Below are 16488 nucleotides of genomic sequence, written 5' to 3'. Positions count from 1 at the left end.
CTCAGAACACCCGGTTGGCGATCTCCGCGGGAGCGAGCAGCAGCTCGGTGATCTCGTCGTCGAGCCGGACCAGCGTGAGCGACGCCCCGGCCATGTCGAGCGACGTGCAGTACTCGCCGACGTAGCTGCGACCGACGGTGATGCCCTGGGCCGCGAGCTTCTCGTGCGCCAGCCCGTACAGCAGGTACAGCTCGCTGATCGGGGTGCCGCCCAGGCCGTTGATCATGAGCGCGACCGAGTCGCCGGAGGAGTACGGCAGGTCGGGGACCACGGCGCCGAGCAGCTCGTCGATGATCTCGTCGGCGCTGACGAGCGTGGCGCGGCGGCGGCCGGGCTCGCCGTGGATGCCGACACCCACCTCCATCTCGTCGTCGGCCAGCTCGAACAGCGGGGAGCCCTTGGCGGGCGGGGTGCACGGTGTCAGCGCGATGCCCATCGTGCGGGTGACGGAGTTGACCTTCTCGCCGATCCGGACCAGCTCGTCCAGCGACGCACCGGCCTCCGCGGCCGCGCCCACGGCCTTCATGACGAAGAAGTTCCCCGCGACACCCCGGCGGCCGACGGTCCAGGTCGAGTCCTTGACGGCGACGTCGTCGTTGATGAACAGCGTCCGGACGTCCATGCCCTCGGCCTCGGCCAGCTCCGCGGCCATCTCGAACGCCATCTTGTCGCCCGTGTAGTTGTTGACCAGCAGCAGGACGCCCTTGTCCGACGCCAGCAGCTTCGCCGTCTCCAGCACGTACTCCATGGGTGGTGCCGCGAACACGTCGCCGGGACACGCCCCGTCGAGCATCCCCCTGCCGACGACCATGACGTGCGCCGGCTCGTGGCCCGACCCGGACCCCTGGATGATCGAGACCTTGTCGTGGCTGGGGGCGTCGGCCCGCATGATCAGGTTGTACTCGGGCACGTAGCGCAGGGTGTCGGGGTTGGCCAGGGCGATGCCCTTGAGCATCTCGGGGACGAAGTTCAACGGGTCGTTGACGAACTTCTTCATCAGTCATTCCTCCACATCGTCGTGATCGGTCGACCTCTCGCCGCGTCGCCCCCCGGAGCGCGGACGTGCGTGTGTCACCAGCCGTCGGCGACGCGTTCCGCCAGCACGGCGACCGCGACGGCACCGGGGTCCAGCGACCCGATGCTGCGCTCGCCGGTGTACGACGCCCGACCGCGACGGGCCTGCATCGGCCGGGTCGCCTCGGCGGCCTCGCGGGCGCTCACGGCGGCGGCCTTCGCGACGTCCGCGGGCGCCGACCCAGCCGCGAGCTCGCGCTCGATCGTGTCCGTCATCGGCGCGAGCGCGTCGAGCAGCGTCTTCTCGCCGAGGTCGGCACCGCCGCGCGCCTTGATGCCGTCGATCGCGGCGCGCAGCATCGCGACGACGTCGTCGCCCGTGACGTCCTGCGTGCCCTTGACCTGCCCGGCCGCCCGCAGGAACGCGGTGCCCCAGATGGGTCCCGACGTCCCGCCGATCCGCCCCGACATGACGACGGCGACCTTCTGCAGGAAGGTGCCGGTGTCGGAGCGGTCGAACGTGTCCCACTGCGCCAGCACGTTCTCGAACCCCCGCGCCAGGGAGAACCCGAAGTCGCCGTCGCCGACGACCGAGTCGAGGTCCCCGAAGTACTTCTCGTTCTCGATGCACCCTTCGGTGATCGTGCGGACGACGGACTCGACGCGGCTATCGGACACGGTGGCTCCCTGTGCGGAGGTGGTCGAGGTGTGACAGGGCGACCTGCCCGTCGATGTCGAGGCCGAGCGGGTCGTCCAGCACGGTGGCGGGGTGGTCCGGGAGGTCACCGAGCGAGGTCACGACGAGGGACGCACCGGTGAAGTCCTCGTCGGCCGTGTAGCTGCTCACGGTGACGACGGTCCGCAGCCCGGCACCGAGAGCGGCGCGCAGGCCGTTCGCGCTGTCCTCGACGACGACGACCTCCTGGGGCGCGACCCCGAGCTCCTCCAGCGCGAGCAGGTAGATGTCGGGCGCCGGCTTCTTGGCCGGGACCACGTCACCGGCGAAGACGCGGAACCGGGCCGCGAGCTCGTCGCCGACCGCGTGCTCGAGCACGGCGCGGACCGACGCCTCGGCCGACGTCGACGCGACGGCCAGACCCCAGCCCGCCGCGGCCGCCTCCGCGACGACCCGCGCGATACCCGGCCGACCGGGCAGCACGCCGGCGGCCACCATCTCGGTGTAGTGCGCGGTCTTCGTCTTGTGCCAGCGGGCGACAAGCTCGCGCTGCTCGTCGGGATCCGCGGGCAGGTGCGCGGTCTCGACGAACAGGGGCGTGAACACCGTCGCCAGCCGTTCCTTGCCGCCGCCGATCGCGAGCAGGTGCCCGTACTCCTCCTCGCTCCAGTGGATCGGCAGACCGGCCTCGGCGAACGTCCGGTTGAAGGCGGGCAGGTGCGCGTCGCGCTCGGTGTCGGCCAGGACGCCGTCGCAGTCGAAGATCAGCGTGGGGCTCATCGGCCTGCCTTCCCTGCGGAGCCGAACTCCTCGAGGTGCACCGCGATCGCGGCCTGCACGGCGGCCGAGATGTCCCGGAACATCGACGGTGGGTCCCACCGGTCACGGGCGCGCGCCTGGGCCAGGTGCGTCTCGGCCGAGCGCATGTAGGCGACCTTGACGCCGGTCGAGATGTTGATCTTGGAGACGCCCGCGTCGATGAACGTCGCGAAGTCGTCGGCCGACAGCCCGGTGCCGCCGTGCAGGACGATCGGGCGGTCGGTCAGCGCGGCGAGCTCGCGCACGCGCTGCGGCAGCAGGACGGGCTGCGCCTTGTACTCGCCGTGCGCGGTGCCCAGCTGCGGGGCCAGCAGGTCGACGCCGGTGCGCTCAGCGACGGCTGCCAGGGTCGCGACGTCGTAGGAGTGCAGCGAGACGTCCGAGCCGACGCCGTCCTCGACGCCGATGATGTTCTCGATCTCCGACTCGACGTCGACCCCGGCGGCGTGCGCCTCGGCGACCACCTCGGCCGTCTCGCGCTCCGCCGTGGCCAGGTCCCGGTCGGAGGCGTCGAACAGGACCGAGGACCAGCCGGCGCGGACGACGTCGGAGATCACCGCCCGGTCGGGGCAGTGGTCGAGGTGCAGCGCGACGGGGACGGGGACGTCGGCCGCGTGCCGGAACATCGTCGTGACCAGGTCCGTGCCGATGGAACGGACGGTCTTGACGGAGATCTGGACGATCATCGGGGAGCTCGCCGCGACCGCGGCCGCGATCACGGCCCGGAGGCTGAGGTCGTCGAGGATGTTCACCGCGGGCACCGCGTAGCCCTGCTCGCGAGCGGTCCGCGTCATCGTCCGTGTCGACGAGATCATGCTCTGCCCTCCCGGCGAGCGGTCCTGCCTGACCGGGACCGCATCGTCCCGACCACTCGGCAGTCTAGACAGGTCTACTCATGCACGACCAGACGCGCGCGATCCGTGAAACCCTGGACCCCATGACGGACGTCCTGCAGCGCGAGTCGGCGGTGCCGCTCTACGCGCAGCTCGAGCAGATCCTGCACACCCGGATCACGAGCGGCGAGTGGCTGCCGGGCCAGCGCATCCCGTCCGAGAACGAGCTCAACAGGATCTACGGGCTCAGCCGGATGACGGTGCGCGGCGTGCTGACCAAGCTGGTGGGCGACGGGCTGCTCGTGCGGGTGCCGGGCAAGGGCACCTACGTCGCCACGCCGAAGATCAACGCGATCTCCCCGGCCTACCGCGGGGTGCGCGAGCAGCTGGAGGGCCTCGGCTACGAGACGTCCACGCGGCTCGTCTCCCTCGGGCTCGAGACGCCGTCGTCGGGCGTCCGGGAACGGCTCGCGCTCGGGGAGGGCGACGAGACCTACGTGATCGTCCGCGTCCGCTCCGTCCAGGGCGAGCCGATCAGCCTGCACCGCTCGTACGTGCCGGCCCGGCTCGCACCCGGGCTCGACGGGCACGACGTCGTCGCCAACCAGCTCTGCGTCGTCCTCGAGGAGCACTACGGCCTGCCCATGAAGCGCGTGCACGAGGAGCTCGAGGCCGTCGCCGTCAGCACCGAGGACGCCCGCCACCTCGGCATGCGGCGCGGCGAGCCGGCCCTGCAGCTGCAGGACGTCATCTCCGACGCGTTGTCCCGCCCGTTCGAGTACTCGTCGATCGTCTTCCGCGGCGACCGCATGCGCCTCCGCTTCGACTACGACCGCTGAGTCAGCCCTCCAGCAGCCCGCCGCCGACCCAGGCGCGGATCGCCGCGACGTCGCCGGTGCTCATCTGCATCCGTGCCCCTCGGCACAGCCCGACGACGTTGTCCGCCCAGGCCGTCGCCAGGTCGCGCGCCGTGACCGACGACGTGAGGCGCAGCCCGGCGAAGATGATGCCGCCGATGACGAAGTTGACGGTCGAGCGGCCGATCTTGGCACCCGCCTTCTGGCAGGCGTCGCGCACGCGTCGTGAGGTCTCGGCCCGGTCGAAGGGATGGGCGGCGAGGTCGGCGGCGAGCGCGGTGAGCAGCACGCGGTAGGTGGACTGGCTCAGGCCGGGGGTGTCGGTCACGGCGACCACCTGGTTCTGCAGCGCGCTGGGCGCCATGTCCGTGACGGCGCCCGGCAGGTCGGCCTCCCCGAACCGCGTGGTGTCCCAGACCCAGCCCGGCGGACGGGACGAGACGCCGACCTCCGGGACGACCTTCGCCAGCCAGGGCAGGAACCCACCGGCACCGGCCCACCGCGTCTCGGGCAGGGACGGCTCGGTCTTCTGCGCCAGCTGTGCGACGGTGCCCAGCGGAACGGGACGGTCGGCCGTGCGCACGCGCTGCAGCACGGCCTTCCGCGCGGCGCTGGTCACCGGTGCCGTGGCGACGACGGGCTCCGGCGCAGCGGCGACCGCGGGCTCGGGGGCGGCCTTCTTGGCGCGGGCGGGCGGGGTCGCCGCGGCGGGAGGGGCGGCGACGACCGGCGGCTCGACCACCGCGTTCTCCACCGGGAGCGTCGACGCGGTGTGCGTCACCAGGTCCGCCAGCTCGTCGGCGGTGATGACCGAGTCGGCGACGGCCCGGTAGGCGCTCGCGGCGGGGCTGGCGGTCATGATCGTGACCCGACGGTCCGCCGCACGGCAGCGCAGGGCCAGAGGAGTGAAGTCGGCGTCCGCGGAGACGATGACGAACTCCTCGTAGTTGGTCGGCGCGGCCAGCGCGTCGACGGCGTCGAGGACGAGGTTGATGTCGGCGCTGCTCTTGCCCTGCTGCGTGAGCGAGGGGCAGTCGACCACCTGGAAGCCGGCGCGCGTGAAGTTCGGCCGGAACTGGGAGAACCGCGACGGGTTCAGGTAGCAGGCGCGGATGAGGAACCGGCGCGTGAAGTCGCCCTCGGAGTCGGTGCCGGACTCGAGCTCGCTCAGCCAGTGCGCGGGGTTGGTGGCGAAGGCCTCGGCGGCGACGGGGTCCAGGCGCTGCAGGCCGATGTAGACGTTGTCGAAGTCGACGAACAGGGCGGTGCGAAAGCGGCGGCCCGCATCCGTCCGGTCGGCAGAGGTCACGCTCGAGGAAGTCACCGGGACATCTTCCCCTGCCCGGACGGGCGGACGTGCACGGCGGCGCTCCGGGCAGACTGGGCGGATGCATCTCCTCCAGGGCGCCGGGCTCCCCGGACCCACCGCCTACACCGAGCACCTGCGCGTCCCCGACCTCAGCGTCGGGACCTACGTGCTGGCCGTCGGCGACGTCGACGGTCAGCAGCCGCACACCGAGGACGAGATCTACGTGGTGCTGCGCGGCCGGGCCCGGCTGTGGACCCCGGGCCTCACCGTCGACGTCACCGCCGGGTCGGTCGCGTTCGTCCCGGCGCTCGAGCCGCACCGGTTCGTCGACATCACGCAGGACCTGCACGTGCTCGTGGTGTTCGGGCCGGCCGAGCGCAGCCGCGGCGGGGAGGCCGGATGATCCGCAGGCACCTCGTCGTCCGCGGGACGGTGCAGGGCGTCGGCTACCGGTGGGCCGTGTCCCGGGAGGCGCGACGGCTCGGGGTCCACGGCTGGGTGCGCAACCGCGCCGACGGCACCGTCGAGGCGGTCGCCGAGGGAGCCGACGAGGCGGTCGACGCGCTCGTGGCCTGGTGCCGCTCCGGCCCCGCAGGTGCGCAGGTGACCGGCGTCGACGTCACCGACGAGGCGCCCGAGGGCCTGTCCGGGTTCGACATCGCGCCGTAGCCCGTCAGCGCAGCCAGACCCTGAGCGGGCCCACGGGCTCGAAGCCGGCGGTCAGGGGCGCGGCGAGGTCGTCGCCGGACTCGTACCCGACGAGCGGGTGCGGGCCGAGCAGGTCGCGGGCGAGCAGCACGAGGTCCGACCAGACCCGATCCGGCTCGACCGCGAGAGCCTGGACGTTCGACACCCCGACGACGGTGCGGGTGCCCGCGCCGGAGCGGTTCAGCGCCGCGACCGCGAGGGCCACGTCGCCGTCGGCCGCGAGCAGGAGCCGCACGTCCGGGTCGTCGAGGACGCCCGGCGTGATCGCGTCCGAGCCGTGGGCGTCGAGCCAGCGCGGCAGCGCGTCGCGGTCGACCGTTCGCCACGGCAGCTGCAGGGCCGCCGCCGACGGGGCGGACCGCGTGACCCACCGGGCGTCGAACAGCACCGACCAGCCGTACGGCGCCAGGTCGAGGTCCGCGAACGAGTCCTTCACCGACGCCCCGGGGGAGTCGTCGACGGCACCCAGGACCTCGGCCTCCGGAACGTTCGGCCGCAGCGTGACGGCGTCCGGGTAGGCGACGGGGGACCGGCGGGGGGTCGACCAGAGCGCGGGACCGCGCACGGTGGCCAGTCCGGCGCAGCGGCAGACGAGGTCGCACCACGCCGCGTTGTTCGCGACCGCGGCGGCGACGATCGAGTCGGCGGTCATGGTGACGACTCTGCCGCACGCCGGAGGCTCGACGCCCGCGGTGCGCGCCGCCATGATCGGCTCATGAGCTGGATCCAGGACGCCACGCCGGACGACGACACCACCGGGGAGGTGACCGCGGCGTTCGAGAAGGACCGGGCGTCCCTCGGCCACGTCGCCAACTACACGCGCATCTTCGCGCACCGACCAGCGGTCCTGCGCGCGTGGCAGGGGCTCAACGGCGCGGTCAAGGGCATGGACCCGCGGCGCTACGAGGTGGCGACCACCGCGGCGGCGCTGCGGCTGCGGTCCAGCTACTGCGCCCTGGCGCACGGCAAGGTCCTGGCCACGGCGCACATGAGCCCGGACGCCGTGCGCGCGCTCGCGGACGGCGGACGGTCCGCCGAGCTGACCGAGGTGGACCTCGCCGTCGCCCGGCTGGCCGCCAAGGTCGCCGCGGGGGCCGCGGACATGCACCCCGACGACCTCGACGAGCTGCGCGGCCTCGGGTTCGCCGACGACGAGATCCTCGACGTGGTGCTCGCCGCCGCCGCCCGCTGCTTCTTCAGCACCGTGCTCGACGCGGTGGGTGCCGAGCCCGACGCCTCCTACCGCACCCTGGACGGACCGATGCGCGAGGCGCTGACCGTGGGACGGCCGATCGCGAGCCCCTGACCGGGACCTACGGCACGTCCCGCCGCTCCGGCCCCACGTACTGGCTCAGCGGCCGGATCAGGGAGTTCGCGCCCAGCTGCTCCATCACGTGCGCGGTCCAGCCGGTGATGCGGCTGGCGACGAACAGGGGCGTGAACGTCGGGGTGTCGAAGCCCATGAGGTGGTACGCCGGGCCGGTGGGGTAGTCGAGGTTCGGCAGGATGTTCTTGCGCTCGGTCATCGCGGACTCGAGGGCGTCGTACAGGTCGAGCATGTCCTGCCGGTCGTAGTGCTCGACCAGGGTCACCAGGGACTCGCGCATCGTCGGCACCCGGGAGTCGCCGTGCTTGTAGACGCGGTGGCCGAAGCCCATGATCTTGCGCTTGCTCGCGAGCGCGTCGTCGAGCCACACCGCCGCACGCTCCGCGGAGCCGATCTCCGCGAACGTGGCCATGACCGCCTCGTTGGCGCCGCCGTGCAGGGGGCCCTTGAGCGCGCCCACCGCACCGGTGACCGCGGAGTGCAGGTCCGACAGGGTCGACGCGATGACGCGGGCGGTGAACGTCGAGGCGTTGAACGAGTGCTCCGCGTAGAGCACCATCGAGACCTCGAACGCCTTCACGACGACGGGGTCCGGCACCTCGCCGAACGTGACGTGCAGGAAGTTCTCCGAGAACCCGAGGTCGTCCCGCGGAGCCACCGGGTCCTGTCCGCGGCGGCGGCGCTGGTCGAGCGCGACCACCCCCGGCAGCTGCGCGAGGAGCCGCACCGACTTGGCCAGGTTGGCCTCGCGCGACGAGTCCTCCGCGGTCGGGTCGTGCGCGCCCAGCACGCTCACGGCCGTCCGCACGACGTCCATAGGGTGGGAGGTGGTGGGCAGCGACAGCACCGCCTGGACCACGTCGTCGTCGAGCGCCCGCTGCGAGCGCTCGGCCGCCTCCAGCTCGGCGAGCTGGTTCGCGGACGGCAGCTCGCCGTGCCACAGCAGGTACGCGACCTGCTCGAACGAGCACTGCGCCGCCAGCTGCTGCACGGGGTAGCCGCGGTACAGCAGCGAGTTGCTCGCGGCGTCCACCGAGGAGATCTCGGTGGTGTCGACGACCACCCCGGCGAGGCCCTTGTGGATCTGCGTGTCGGACTCGGTCATGCGTGTGCCTCCATCGTCGTTGACGGGACGGTGCGTGAGAAAGCAGAGGTCAGAGCGTGAAGTTGAAGACGTTCGCGTCGAACTGGCCGTAGGCCTCGTAGTCCAGCAGGTCGTAGAGCTCGGCGCGGGTCTGCATGCGGTCCAGCAGCCCGGCCTGGGTGCCCTCGTCGCGGATGGTGTCCAGGCCCGCCATCGCGGCCCCCATCGCGAGTCGCAGCAGCGTGACGGGGTAGATCACGATGTTCATGCCGATGTCCTCGAGCTGGCGCGCCGTGAGCAGCTCGCCCTTGCCGAACTCGGTCATGTTCGCCAGCAGCGGCACGTCGACCGCGGCGCGCATCGCCGCGAACTCGTCGGGGCCGGTCAGCGCCTCGGGGAAGATCGCGTCCGCGCCGGCGTCGACCAGTGCCTTGGCCCGGTCGACGGCCGCCGACAGGCCGTCGACGGCCCGGATGTCGGTGCGGGCCATGATGAGGAAGTTCGGGTCCCGGCGGCCGTCCACCGCGGCGCGGATGCGCTTGAGCGCGGTGTCGTCGTCGACCACCGCCTTGCCGTCCAGGTGACCGCAGCGCTTCGGGTTGACCTGGTCCTCGATGTGGCAGCCGGCCAGGCCGGCGTCCTCCAGCCCTTGGACGGTGCGGGCGACGTTCATGGGCTCGCCGAACCCGGTGTCGGCGTCGACGATCGCGGGCAGGCCGGTCATCCGCGCGATCTGCCCCGCGCGCTGCGTGACCTCGGTCGCCGTGGTCAGGCCGATGTCCGGCAGACCGAGGTCGGCGGCCAGCACCGCGCCCGAGACGTAGACGCCGTCGAAGCCCTTGGCCTCGATCAGCCGGGCGGACAGCGGGTTGAACGCACCGGGCAGCCGCAGGAGCCGTCCCGACGCCAGCCCGTCCCGGAGGGCGACGCGCTTCTCGGCGGGTGTCGCGGTGGCGTAGAGCATCAGAACAGCCCTTCCGGCGTGGTGACGGTGTCGAGCAGGCCGGCGGGGGCGACGACCGTGAGGCCGGCCAGCTCGCCGGCCGTCAGCGACGGCAGCCGCTGGGCCACGTCGAGGAACCGCTCGATCTCGTCCGGCGCGAGCACCCCGGCCGCCAGCGACCGGAACTTCGCCACGTACTGCTCCCGGGCGAACGGCCGGGCGCCGAGCGGGTGCGCGTCGGCCACCGCGAGCTCCGCGACGACCACCTCGCCCCCGGTCGTCGTGATCTCGACGCGACCGCCGAACGCCTTCTGCGCCGGGTCGCTCGAGTGGTAGCGCTCGGTCCACGCCGGGTCCTCGGTCGTCGTGACCTTCTGCCACAGCTCGACCGTGTCCGGGCGGGCCGCCCGGTCGGGGGCGTAGGACGCGACGTGGTCCCAGACGCCGTCCTGCAGCGCGACCGTGAAGATGTACGGGATCGAGTGGTCCAGCGTCTCGCGCGAAGCCGTCGGGTCGTACTTCTGCGGGTCCTGGGCACCCGAGCCGATCACGTAGTGCGTGTGGTGCGACGTGTGGATGACGATCGACGTGACGTTGTGCGGGTTGGTCAGGTCCGGGCGCTCGTGGTGCAGGCTGCGCGCCAGGTCGATGAGCGCCTGCGACTGGTACTCCGCCGAGTGCTCCTTGGTGTACGTGTCGAGGATGGCCCGCTTGGGCTCCCCGGGGGCGGGCAGCGGCACGTCGTACGCGGCGTCGGGACCGTCGAGCATCCAGGCGATCACCCCGTCCTCGCCCTCGTAGATGGGCGTCGGCGACGTCTCGCCGCGCATCGCCCGGTCCACGGCCTCGATGGCCACCTTGCCCGCGAACGCGGGGGCGTAGGCCTTCCACGACGAGATCTCGCCCTTGCGCGACTGCCGCGTGGCCGTCGTCGTGTGCAGCGCCTGGCCGACCGCGTGGAAGATCACCTCGGGCGGCAGGTCGAGCAGGGTGCCCAGGCCGGCGGCCACCGACGGCCCGAGGTGGGCGACGTGGTCGATCTTGTGCTTGTGCAGGCTGATCGCGCGGACCAGGTCGACCTGGATCTCGTACCCCGTGGCGATCGCGCGGACCAGCGCCGCCCCGTCGCGTCCGGTGTGCTGCGCGACCGCGACCAGCGGCGGGATGTTGTCGCCCGGGTGGGAGTAGTCGGCCGCGAGGAAGGTGTCGTGGTAGTCCAGCTCCCGCACCGCCACGCCGTTGGCCCACGCGGCCCACTCCGGGCTGACCCGCGTCGCCGGGTCCACGCCGGAGACTGTCGCGCCGTTGCGAGGACCGGCGTACGGGTGGGCCAGCGCCTGCGCACGGGCCGTCGACGGGGGAGTGCGCGTCAGCGAGGCGACCGTGACGGCCGCGTTGTCGATCACGCGGTTGATGATCATGTCGACCACGTCGTCCGGCACCTCGACGGGGTCGGCGGCGACCTCCGCGATGGCCCAGGCCAGCTGGTCGGTGCGCGCCAGGCGGTCGGCGCTCGGGTGCACGCGCACGGCGTGGTTCTGGGTCATCTGCTCGCTTCCGGTCGGTGCGTCGGGGTCAACGTGCGTGTGCCATGTCCCCGACGGCCAGCCGCCGGAGCACCTCGATGACGACGGCCGCGGACCGCTCGGCAGCATCGTCCACGTGCGTGAGGAAGTCCGCACCCGCGACCGGTCCGCACAGGTCGGAGATGCCGCGCACCGACAGGAACGGCACCCCGTAGAGGTGCGCCGTGTGGGCCAGGGCCGCGGACTCCATGTCCGTGGCCATGGCTCCCGGGAACGCGCTGCGGATCCGGTCGATGCGGCTGGCGTCGATGAACGCGTCGCCCGACAGGATGCTGCCGGTCAGCACGCGCAGGTCGACGGACGCGGTCACGGCGGCGTCGTGCAGGACCTGCTCGGCCTCGTACACCTCGGGCATGCCCGGCACCTGGCCCAGCTCGTACCCGAACGCGCGCGCGTCCGCGCCGGAGTACAGGTACTCGGAGCCGACGACGACGTCGCCCACGCGGACGTCGAGCCCGACCCCGCCTGCGCTGCCGGCGCTGATGACCGCGCGGGGGTGCGTGCCCTGGATGGCGACGGCGGCGGCCGTGGCGGAGTTCACCAGGCCGATCCCGCACTGCACCAGGAGCACCTGCCGGCCGCAGATGGTCAGCAGCCGGTGCTCCGCGTGCCCCATCTGCGTGGGGTCTCCGACGACGTCGGCGCGCGCGAGGAACGCCGCCGACTCGTCGGGCATCGCGGTGACGATGACCGCGTCGACGGCGATCATGCGGACACCTGGCTCCATTCGTCGCGGGCCGCGAGGAACGTCCGCGCGGCGTCCTGCGCTCCGGAGAGCGTGTGGTTGGCGCCCCAGCCGCACTGGACCTCGTTGGCGGCCGGCACCTCGGTCGCCGTCGTGATGTCGGTCAGGGTGTCCTGCACCAGGCCCAGGACGTCGTCGTAGGCCCACTCGCCCTGCAGGATCAGGTAGAACCCGGTCTGGCAGCCCATCGGGGAGAAGTCGATGACGCGCTCCGAGTGGTTGCGGGAGTGCTCCGCGAACAGGTGCTCGAGGGAGTGGACCGTCGGCATCTCGAGGTGCGCCGAGTTCGGTTGCGTGAACCGGACGTCGTACTTCTGGATCACGTCCCCGGCGGGCAGCTGCTTGGTGTCGGCCAGGCGCACGTACGGCGCGGCGACGGTCCGGTGGTCGAGGTTGAACGACTCGACGTTCATGCGGGGCTGGTTCACGGCACAGGTCCTTCTCGGTCGGCGACGGTCCATTCTCTCTCGTGGGCGCCGCGTCGCCGAACGTGCGCCTCGTACGATCGCCTCGTGCCGGTCCCCGAGTTCGTCCTCGCCCTGCGTGCCGCCGTCGGGCACGACCTGCTCTGGCTGACGGGGGTGACCGCTGTCGTCGTCCGTGGCGACGACGTCCTGCTGGTCAGGAGGGCCGACGACGGCGCCTGGACGCCCGTGACCGGGTTCATCGACCCGGGCGAGGAGCCGGCCGTGGCGGGCGCGCGCGAGGTGCTGGAGGAGGCGTCGGTCGTCGCGGTCGCGGAGCGGCTGACGTGGGTGCACGTGCTGCCGCCCAAGGTCTACGACAACGGCGACCGGGTCCAGACCCTCGACCACACGTTCCGGTTCCGGTACGTGTCCGGCGAGCCGTTCCCTGCCGACGGGGAGAACACGGAGGCGGGCTGGTTCGGCCTCGACGCCCTCCCCCCGATGTCGGCGGAGATGCACGCACGGATCGCGAGCGCCCTCGCTCCCGCCGGCCCGGCGGCGTTCGAGTCCTGAGTCAGCGCGCGAGGCGCTCGACCACGGCGCCGTACAGGCCGGGGGCGGTCGCGGCGAGCGGCACGATGCCGCGTCGTAGCGGCGACCCCGCGGCGACGAGCAGGCCGCGCGTGAGCATCCGGTAGTCGCGGGTGGCGGCGGTCCACGCCTTCTCGTAGGCGGCGTTGGAACGGCGGACGTCCTCGCCCAGGGTGGCGACCGCGGCGTGCGCCTGGGCGAGCCCCACCCGCACCCCCTCGCCGGTGAGGGCGTCGACGTAGCCCGACGCGTCACCGACCAGGCGCACACGTCCCGCGGTGCGCTGCCGGCTCTGCTGGTAGAGCGGACCGGCCCCGCGGGCCGGCTCGAGCGGCTGCGCGTCGCCGAGGTGGTGGCGCAGGGCGGCGAACGACTGGAGGGTCCGGTCGTAGTCGTGGTGGGCCGGACCCAGCAGGGCGACGCCGACGACGTCGTCGGCGACGGGGGTCACGTACGCCTCGACGGACCGTCCCCAGTGCACCTCGACGAGGTCCGACCAGGGCGCGACACGGAAGTGCCGCCGCACGCCGAACCGCCGACCCGGCGCCCGGCGGTGCACGGAGAGGTCCACCTGCCGGCGGACGGTCGAGTGCAGACCGTCGCAGGCCAGCAGCCAACGGCCCCGGATCCCCGCGCACCAGACGGACGACCCGTACTGCTCGACCGCGCCGGCCCGGCCCGGGACCACCTCCGCCCCGAGCTCCTGGGCCCGCTGGGCCAGCGCGGCGTGCAGCACCGTCCGGCGGACGCCGCGCCCCAGGGCCGTCGTGAAGAGGTGGTCGGCCCTCTGCGCACCGCGCAGGTACCGGATCCCGGTGAGGGTGTGCCCGGCGGGGTCGACGCCGAGGCGGGCCAGGGCGGCGACCGCGCCCGGCATGAGCCCCTCGCCGCAGGCCTTGTCCACGGGCGTCGCGCGGGGCTCGACGACGATGACCGACATCCCCGCCAGCCGTCCCTCGATCGCGACGGCCATGCCGATCGGTCCGCCACCGATCACGAGCAGGTCGGCGTCGGGCGTCATGCAGCGGCCGGGCTCACGGAGCGCAGGGCGCGCTCCTCGGTGGGGATCCGGAAGCCGAGCAGGAGGACGGCGTTGAGCACGGTGAACGCGATCGCGGTGACCCACGCGGTGTGCACCAGGGGGAGGGCGGCACCCTCGAGGGCGACGGCGACGTAGTTCGGGTGGCTCAGCCAGCGGTACGGCCCGCGGCGGACCAGCGCCACGCCCGGGACGACGATGACCCGCGTGCTCCACTGGTTGCCGAGCGTCCCGATGCACCACCAGCGCAGCGCGTTCGCGGCGACCACGAGCGCCAGCGCGGTCCACCCGAGCGCCGGGATGAACGGCCGGTCCGCCACGTGCACCTCGACGACGCACGCGACGAGCAGCCCGGAGTGCAGCGCGACCATCGGCGGGTAGTGCCGCTTGCCCGTCTCGATGCCGCCGTGCGCGAACGCCCACGTCACGTGCCGCTGCGAGACGATCAGCTCGGCCAGTCGCTCGAACGCGACCACGACGATCAGCCAGTCGTACCAGCTCACGAGGGCTCCTCGGGCCAGCGCAGCAGGACGGTCTCCGTGCAGACGCCCGGACCGACGGCGAACAGCACGCCGGCGGACCCGGGGATCTGCCCCCCGGCCGCCAGCTCGTCGGCGAGCACGTGCAGCACCCCCGACGACGACAGGTTGCCGACGCGCGCGAGCGACCGCCAGCTCGCCGCGAACGCCTCGTCGGGCAGCTCGAGCGCGCCCGCCGCGGCCTGCAGGATCCGGGGGCCGCCGGTGTGCGCCACCCAGGTGCCGACGTCGGCCACCTTCAGTCCGTGCGCGGCGAGCAGGTCGACGACGCCCGGGCCGAGGTTGCGCCCGACGATGTCCGCCAGGCTCGCCCCGAGCACGATCTTGAAGCCGCTGCCGCCGATGTCCCAGCCGAGCACGTCCGTCGTGCCGGGGACCAGGTCGCTGCGGGAGTCGACGACGTCGACACCGCCCGGGACGTCGTCCACGCGGCCGGCGCCGACCATGACCACGGCCGCGGCGCCGTCGCCGAACAGGCCGCTCGACACGATGTTGGCCATCGAGTCGTCGCCGTGCTGCAGCGTGAGCGAGCACAGCTCGACCGACACGAACAGCGCGACGTCCTGCGGGTGACCCTGCAGGTGGTCGCGCACGCGCGCGATCCCGGCGGCACCCGCGACGCACCCGAGCCCGAACACCGGCACCCGCTTGACGTCGGGGCGTAGCCCGAGCTGCTCGGCCAGCAGGACGTCGAGCGACGGGGTGGCGATCCCGGTGATCGAGGTGACCAGCAGGTAGTCGACCTCCTGCGGGTCGAGCCCTGCGGCGGCGAGCGCCTCACGGCACGCCCGCGCCCCGAGCGACGTGCCCTCGCGCACGAACGCGTCGTTCGCGGCCGTGAACGACGTCAGGTCGGCGTACTCGTCGAGGGGCAGCGTCATGTGGCGCGTCTGGATGCCGGTGGCCGCGTGGATCCGCTCGATCGTCGCCAGCCGCCGGGGATCCGACGAGAGCAGGGGGGCGATCGCGGCGGTGATGTCGGCCTGGGCATGGACGTGCTGGGGGAGGACCGGGGCAATCGAGGCGATGCGCGCCATCCGGGCATCGTGCCATGTGGTCGCGCGTCCGGCACCCGTGCGGGTCACCGTGCTCAACCTTCACCCGACCTGCGACGATGGCGCGTCGACGGAGGTGAAGCAGGTGAGCGAGGTGGCCCAGAGGTCGCGCGTGCTCGACCTCGCGCTGGCGTGCCACCCGGGGCCGACGGTCGCGGTGAGCGTGTTCTCCGTCGCCATGGCCGCGGGGGCGGGTGCACCGGCGGCGACGACGGCTCTCGTGGGGGCGGCGATCCTGACCGGGCAGCTCTCCGTGGGCTGGTCCAACGACTGGATCGACGCCGGCCGGGACGCGGCGGTCGGCCGCACCGACAAGCCCGTCGGCACCGGGCGGCTGGCGGTCTCGACCGTCCGCACCGCCGCCCTCGGCGCGGCTGCGGCGTGCGTGGTGCTGTCGCTGGCGCTCGGCTGGCGGGCGGGACTGGTGCACCTGGCGACCGTGGCGTCGGCCTGGGCCTACAACGCGCGGCTGAAGAGCACGGTCTGGTCGTGGGCCCCGTACGCGTTCTCGTTCGGCTTCCTGCCGCTGGCCATCGCGCTGGCCCTGCCGGGTGCGCCCGTCGCCGCCTGGTGGGCCATGGCGGCCGGAGCCCTGCTCGGCATCGGCGCGCACGGGGCGAACGTGATCCCGGACCTCCAGGACGACCACGCCACCGGCGTCCGCGGGCTGCCGCACCGGGTGGGCGGGACCGTGACGAGCATCGGCACCGCCCTGGCGCTCGTCGCCGCGACCGTCCTGGTCGTCCTGGCGCCACCGGGCCCGCCGCGGGCGGCTGCGGCTGCGGCGCTCGTCGTCGCGCTCGGCCTGACCATCGCCGCCACCGTGCTCGCCCTGGGCGGCGGCCGCCACCGCCTTCCGTTCGTGTTCGCCATCGCCGTCGCGGCGGTCGACGTGGTGCTCCTGGTCCTGTCCGACTGGGTCGCTTGACTTCGAGCGCGCTCGAAGCGGCAGGGTG

Annotated in this window: 20 protein-coding genes; 6 read left to right on the top strand and 14 right to left on the bottom strand. The window is 73.1% G+C overall.

Annotation, left to right across the window (positions count from 1 at the left end; translation table 11 throughout):
• Position 1 precedes the first annotated feature (1 nt).
• The 4 genes from dhaK to CXY01_RS18765 form a co-directional block, all read right to left on the bottom strand.
• Entirely contained in the window at positions 2–997 is a 996-nt protein-coding gene (dhaK, locus tag CXY01_RS18780) for a dihydroxyacetone kinase subunit DhaK (protein WP_146930688.1), read from the bottom strand.
• 74 nt (positions 998–1071) lie between these two features.
• Positions 1072–1692 (bottom strand): dihydroxyacetone kinase subunit DhaL, encoded by a 621-nt coding sequence (gene dhaL, locus CXY01_RS18775; RefSeq protein WP_146930685.1) that lies wholly within the window; start codon positions 1690–1692, stop codon positions 1072–1074.
• Entirely contained in the window at positions 1682–2470 is a 789-nt protein-coding gene (locus CXY01_RS18770; protein WP_146930682.1) for an HAD-IA family hydrolase, read from the bottom strand. Before CXY01_RS18770 ends, dhaL begins: the two co-directional genes overlap by 11 nt.
• Positions 2467–3303 (bottom strand): class II fructose-bisphosphate aldolase, encoded by an 837-nt coding sequence (locus CXY01_RS18765; protein WP_222594591.1) that lies wholly within the window; start codon positions 3301–3303, stop codon positions 2467–2469. Before CXY01_RS18765 ends, CXY01_RS18770 begins: the two co-directional genes overlap by 4 nt.
• 143 nt (positions 3304–3446) lie before the next feature.
• On the opposite strand from CXY01_RS18765, the gene CXY01_RS18760 reads away from it, so the two are divergent.
• Positions 3447–4181: a GntR family transcriptional regulator gene (locus CXY01_RS18760; RefSeq protein ID WP_146930676.1), complete on the top strand. Its 735-nt coding sequence runs from the start codon at positions 3447–3449 to the stop codon at positions 4179–4181.
• Between the two features lies 1 nt (position 4182).
• Here CXY01_RS18760 and CXY01_RS18755 read toward each other — a convergent pair whose 3' ends face one another.
• On the bottom strand, positions 4183–5523 hold the full coding sequence (locus tag CXY01_RS18755) for an NYN domain-containing protein (protein ID WP_186813468.1): 1341 nt from the start codon (positions 5521–5523) through the stop codon (positions 4183–4185).
• 64 nt (positions 5524–5587) lie between these two features.
• Between CXY01_RS18755 and CXY01_RS18750 the strand changes: the two genes are divergently transcribed.
• Together CXY01_RS18750 and CXY01_RS18745 are read left to right on the top strand one after the other, a co-directional pair.
• The gene (locus tag CXY01_RS18750; RefSeq protein WP_146930670.1) at positions 5588–5911 is read left to right on the top strand and encodes a cupin domain-containing protein; all 324 of its coding nucleotides are present in this window, start codon (positions 5588–5590) and stop codon (positions 5909–5911) included.
• Entirely contained in the window at positions 5908–6177 is a 270-nt protein-coding gene (locus CXY01_RS18745; RefSeq protein WP_146930667.1) for an acylphosphatase, read from the top strand. Before CXY01_RS18750 ends, CXY01_RS18745 begins: the two co-directional genes overlap by 4 nt.
• 4 nt (positions 6178–6181) lie before the next feature.
• Here the strand turns inward: CXY01_RS18745 and CXY01_RS18740 are convergent, their stop codons facing one another.
• A complete protein-coding gene (locus tag CXY01_RS18740; protein ID WP_146930664.1) occupies positions 6182–6868 on the bottom strand; it encodes a hypothetical protein in 687 nt (228 codons plus the stop codon).
• A 63-nt stretch (positions 6869–6931) separates the two neighbouring features.
• On the opposite strand from CXY01_RS18740, the gene CXY01_RS18735 reads away from it, so the two are divergent.
• Entirely contained in the window at positions 6932–7522 is a 591-nt protein-coding gene (locus CXY01_RS18735; RefSeq protein WP_146930661.1) for a carboxymuconolactone decarboxylase family protein, read from the top strand.
• Positions 7523–7529: 7 nt separating this feature from the next.
• Here CXY01_RS18735 and CXY01_RS18730 read toward each other — a convergent pair whose 3' ends face one another.
• From CXY01_RS18730 to CXY01_RS18710, 5 genes are read right to left on the bottom strand one after another with little or no spacing between them, the layout of a single operon-like run.
• Positions 7530–8648, bottom strand: a complete 1119-nt coding sequence (locus CXY01_RS18730; protein WP_146930658.1) for a bifunctional 2-methylcitrate synthase/citrate synthase — start codon at positions 8646–8648, stop codon at positions 7530–7532.
• A gap of 49 nt (positions 8649–8697) precedes the next feature.
• A complete protein-coding gene (gene prpB, locus CXY01_RS18725; protein WP_146930655.1) occupies positions 8698–9591 on the bottom strand; it encodes a methylisocitrate lyase in 894 nt (297 codons plus the stop codon).
• On the bottom strand, positions 9591–11117 hold the full coding sequence (locus tag CXY01_RS18720; protein ID WP_146930653.1) for an MmgE/PrpD family protein: 1527 nt from the start codon (positions 11115–11117) through the stop codon (positions 9591–9593). Before CXY01_RS18720 ends, prpB begins: the two co-directional genes overlap by 1 nt.
• Before the next feature lie 28 nt (positions 11118–11145).
• Entirely contained in the window at positions 11146–11865 is a 720-nt protein-coding gene (locus CXY01_RS18715; protein WP_146930650.1) for a 5'-methylthioadenosine/adenosylhomocysteine nucleosidase, read from the bottom strand.
• The gene (locus CXY01_RS18710; protein ID WP_146930911.1) at positions 11862–12314 is read right to left on the bottom strand and encodes an S-ribosylhomocysteine lyase; all 453 of its coding nucleotides are present in this window, start codon (positions 12312–12314) and stop codon (positions 11862–11864) included. Before CXY01_RS18710 ends, CXY01_RS18715 begins: the two co-directional genes overlap by 4 nt.
• A gap of 99 nt (positions 12315–12413) precedes the next feature.
• On the opposite strand from CXY01_RS18710, the gene CXY01_RS18705 reads away from it, so the two are divergent.
• Complete coding sequence (locus CXY01_RS18705) at positions 12414–12881, top strand: NUDIX hydrolase (protein ID WP_146930647.1); 468 nt, start codon at positions 12414–12416, stop codon at positions 12879–12881.
• A 1-nt stretch (position 12882) separates the two neighbouring features.
• On the opposite strand, the gene CXY01_RS18700 is transcribed toward CXY01_RS18705, so the two are convergent.
• The 3 genes from CXY01_RS18700 to CXY01_RS18690 are packed head-to-tail and all read right to left on the bottom strand — an operon-like array spanning position 12883 to position 15514.
• A complete protein-coding gene (locus CXY01_RS18700) occupies positions 12883–13920 on the bottom strand; it encodes an NAD(P)/FAD-dependent oxidoreductase (protein WP_146930643.1) in 1038 nt (345 codons plus the stop codon).
• Entirely contained in the window at positions 13917–14441 is a 525-nt protein-coding gene (locus CXY01_RS18695) for an isoprenylcysteine carboxyl methyltransferase family protein (protein ID WP_146930640.1), read from the bottom strand. Before CXY01_RS18695 ends, CXY01_RS18700 begins: the two co-directional genes overlap by 4 nt.
• The gene (locus CXY01_RS18690) at positions 14438–15514 is read right to left on the bottom strand and encodes a type III polyketide synthase (protein ID WP_146930637.1); all 1077 of its coding nucleotides are present in this window, start codon (positions 15512–15514) and stop codon (positions 14438–14440) included. Before CXY01_RS18690 ends, CXY01_RS18695 begins: the two co-directional genes overlap by 4 nt.
• A 103-nt stretch (positions 15515–15617) precedes the next feature.
• On the opposite strand from CXY01_RS18690, the gene CXY01_RS18685 reads away from it, so the two are divergent.
• Positions 15618–16460, top strand: a complete 843-nt coding sequence (locus CXY01_RS18685) for a UbiA family prenyltransferase (protein ID WP_246125488.1) — start codon at positions 15618–15620, stop codon at positions 16458–16460.
• Positions 16461–16488 lie beyond the last annotated feature (28 nt).

This window comes from Cellulomonas xylanilytica (assembly GCF_007989805.1).
Taxonomy (GTDB): Bacteria; Actinomycetota; Actinomycetes; order Actinomycetales; family Cellulomonadaceae; genus Cellulomonas; species Cellulomonas xylanilytica.
This window is presented reverse-complemented; position numbering and strand designations above follow the sequence as displayed.

Coding starts and splice junctions, on each gene's coding strand:
- dhaK (WP_146930688.1), bottom strand. CDS start 997: ATGAAGAAGTTCGTCAACGACCCGTTGAACTTCGTCCCCGAGATGCTC.
- CXY01_RS18770 (WP_146930682.1), bottom strand. CDS start 2,470: ATGAGCCCCACGCTGATCTTCGACTGCGACGGCGTCCTGGCCGACACC.
- CXY01_RS18765 (WP_222594591.1), bottom strand. CDS start 3,303: ATGACGCGGACCGCTCGCGAGCAGGGCTACGCGGTGCCCGCGGTGAAC.
- CXY01_RS18760 (WP_146930676.1), top strand. CDS start 3,447: ATGACGGACGTCCTGCAGCGCGAGTCGGCGGTGCCGCTCTACGCGCAG.
- CXY01_RS18750 (WP_146930670.1), top strand. CDS start 5,588: ATGCATCTCCTCCAGGGCGCCGGGCTCCCCGGACCCACCGCCTACACC.
- CXY01_RS18745 (WP_146930667.1), top strand. CDS start 5,908: ATGATCCGCAGGCACCTCGTCGTCCGCGGGACGGTGCAGGGCGTCGGC.
- CXY01_RS18740 (WP_146930664.1), bottom strand. CDS start 6,868: ATGACCGCCGACTCGATCGTCGCCGCCGCGGTCGCGAACAACGCGGCG.
- CXY01_RS18735 (WP_146930661.1), top strand. CDS start 6,932: ATGAGCTGGATCCAGGACGCCACGCCGGACGACGACACCACCGGGGAG.
- CXY01_RS18730 (WP_146930658.1), bottom strand. CDS start 8,648: ATGACCGAGTCCGACACGCAGATCCACAAGGGCCTCGCCGGGGTGGTC.
- prpB (WP_146930655.1), bottom strand. CDS start 9,591: ATGCTCTACGCCACCGCGACACCCGCCGAGAAGCGCGTCGCCCTCCGG.
- CXY01_RS18720 (WP_146930653.1), bottom strand. CDS start 11,117: ATGACCCAGAACCACGCCGTGCGCGTGCACCCGAGCGCCGACCGCCTG.
- CXY01_RS18715 (WP_146930650.1), bottom strand. CDS start 11,865: ATGATCGCCGTCGACGCGGTCATCGTCACCGCGATGCCCGACGAGTCG.
- CXY01_RS18710 (WP_146930911.1), bottom strand. CDS start 12,314: ATGAACGTCGAGTCGTTCAACCTCGACCACCGGACCGTCGCCGCGCCG.
- CXY01_RS18700 (WP_146930643.1), bottom strand. CDS start 13,920: ATGACGCCCGACGCCGACCTGCTCGTGATCGGTGGCGGACCGATCGGC.
- CXY01_RS18690 (WP_146930637.1), bottom strand. CDS start 15,514: ATGGCGCGCATCGCCTCGATTGCCCCGGTCCTCCCCCAGCACGTCCAT.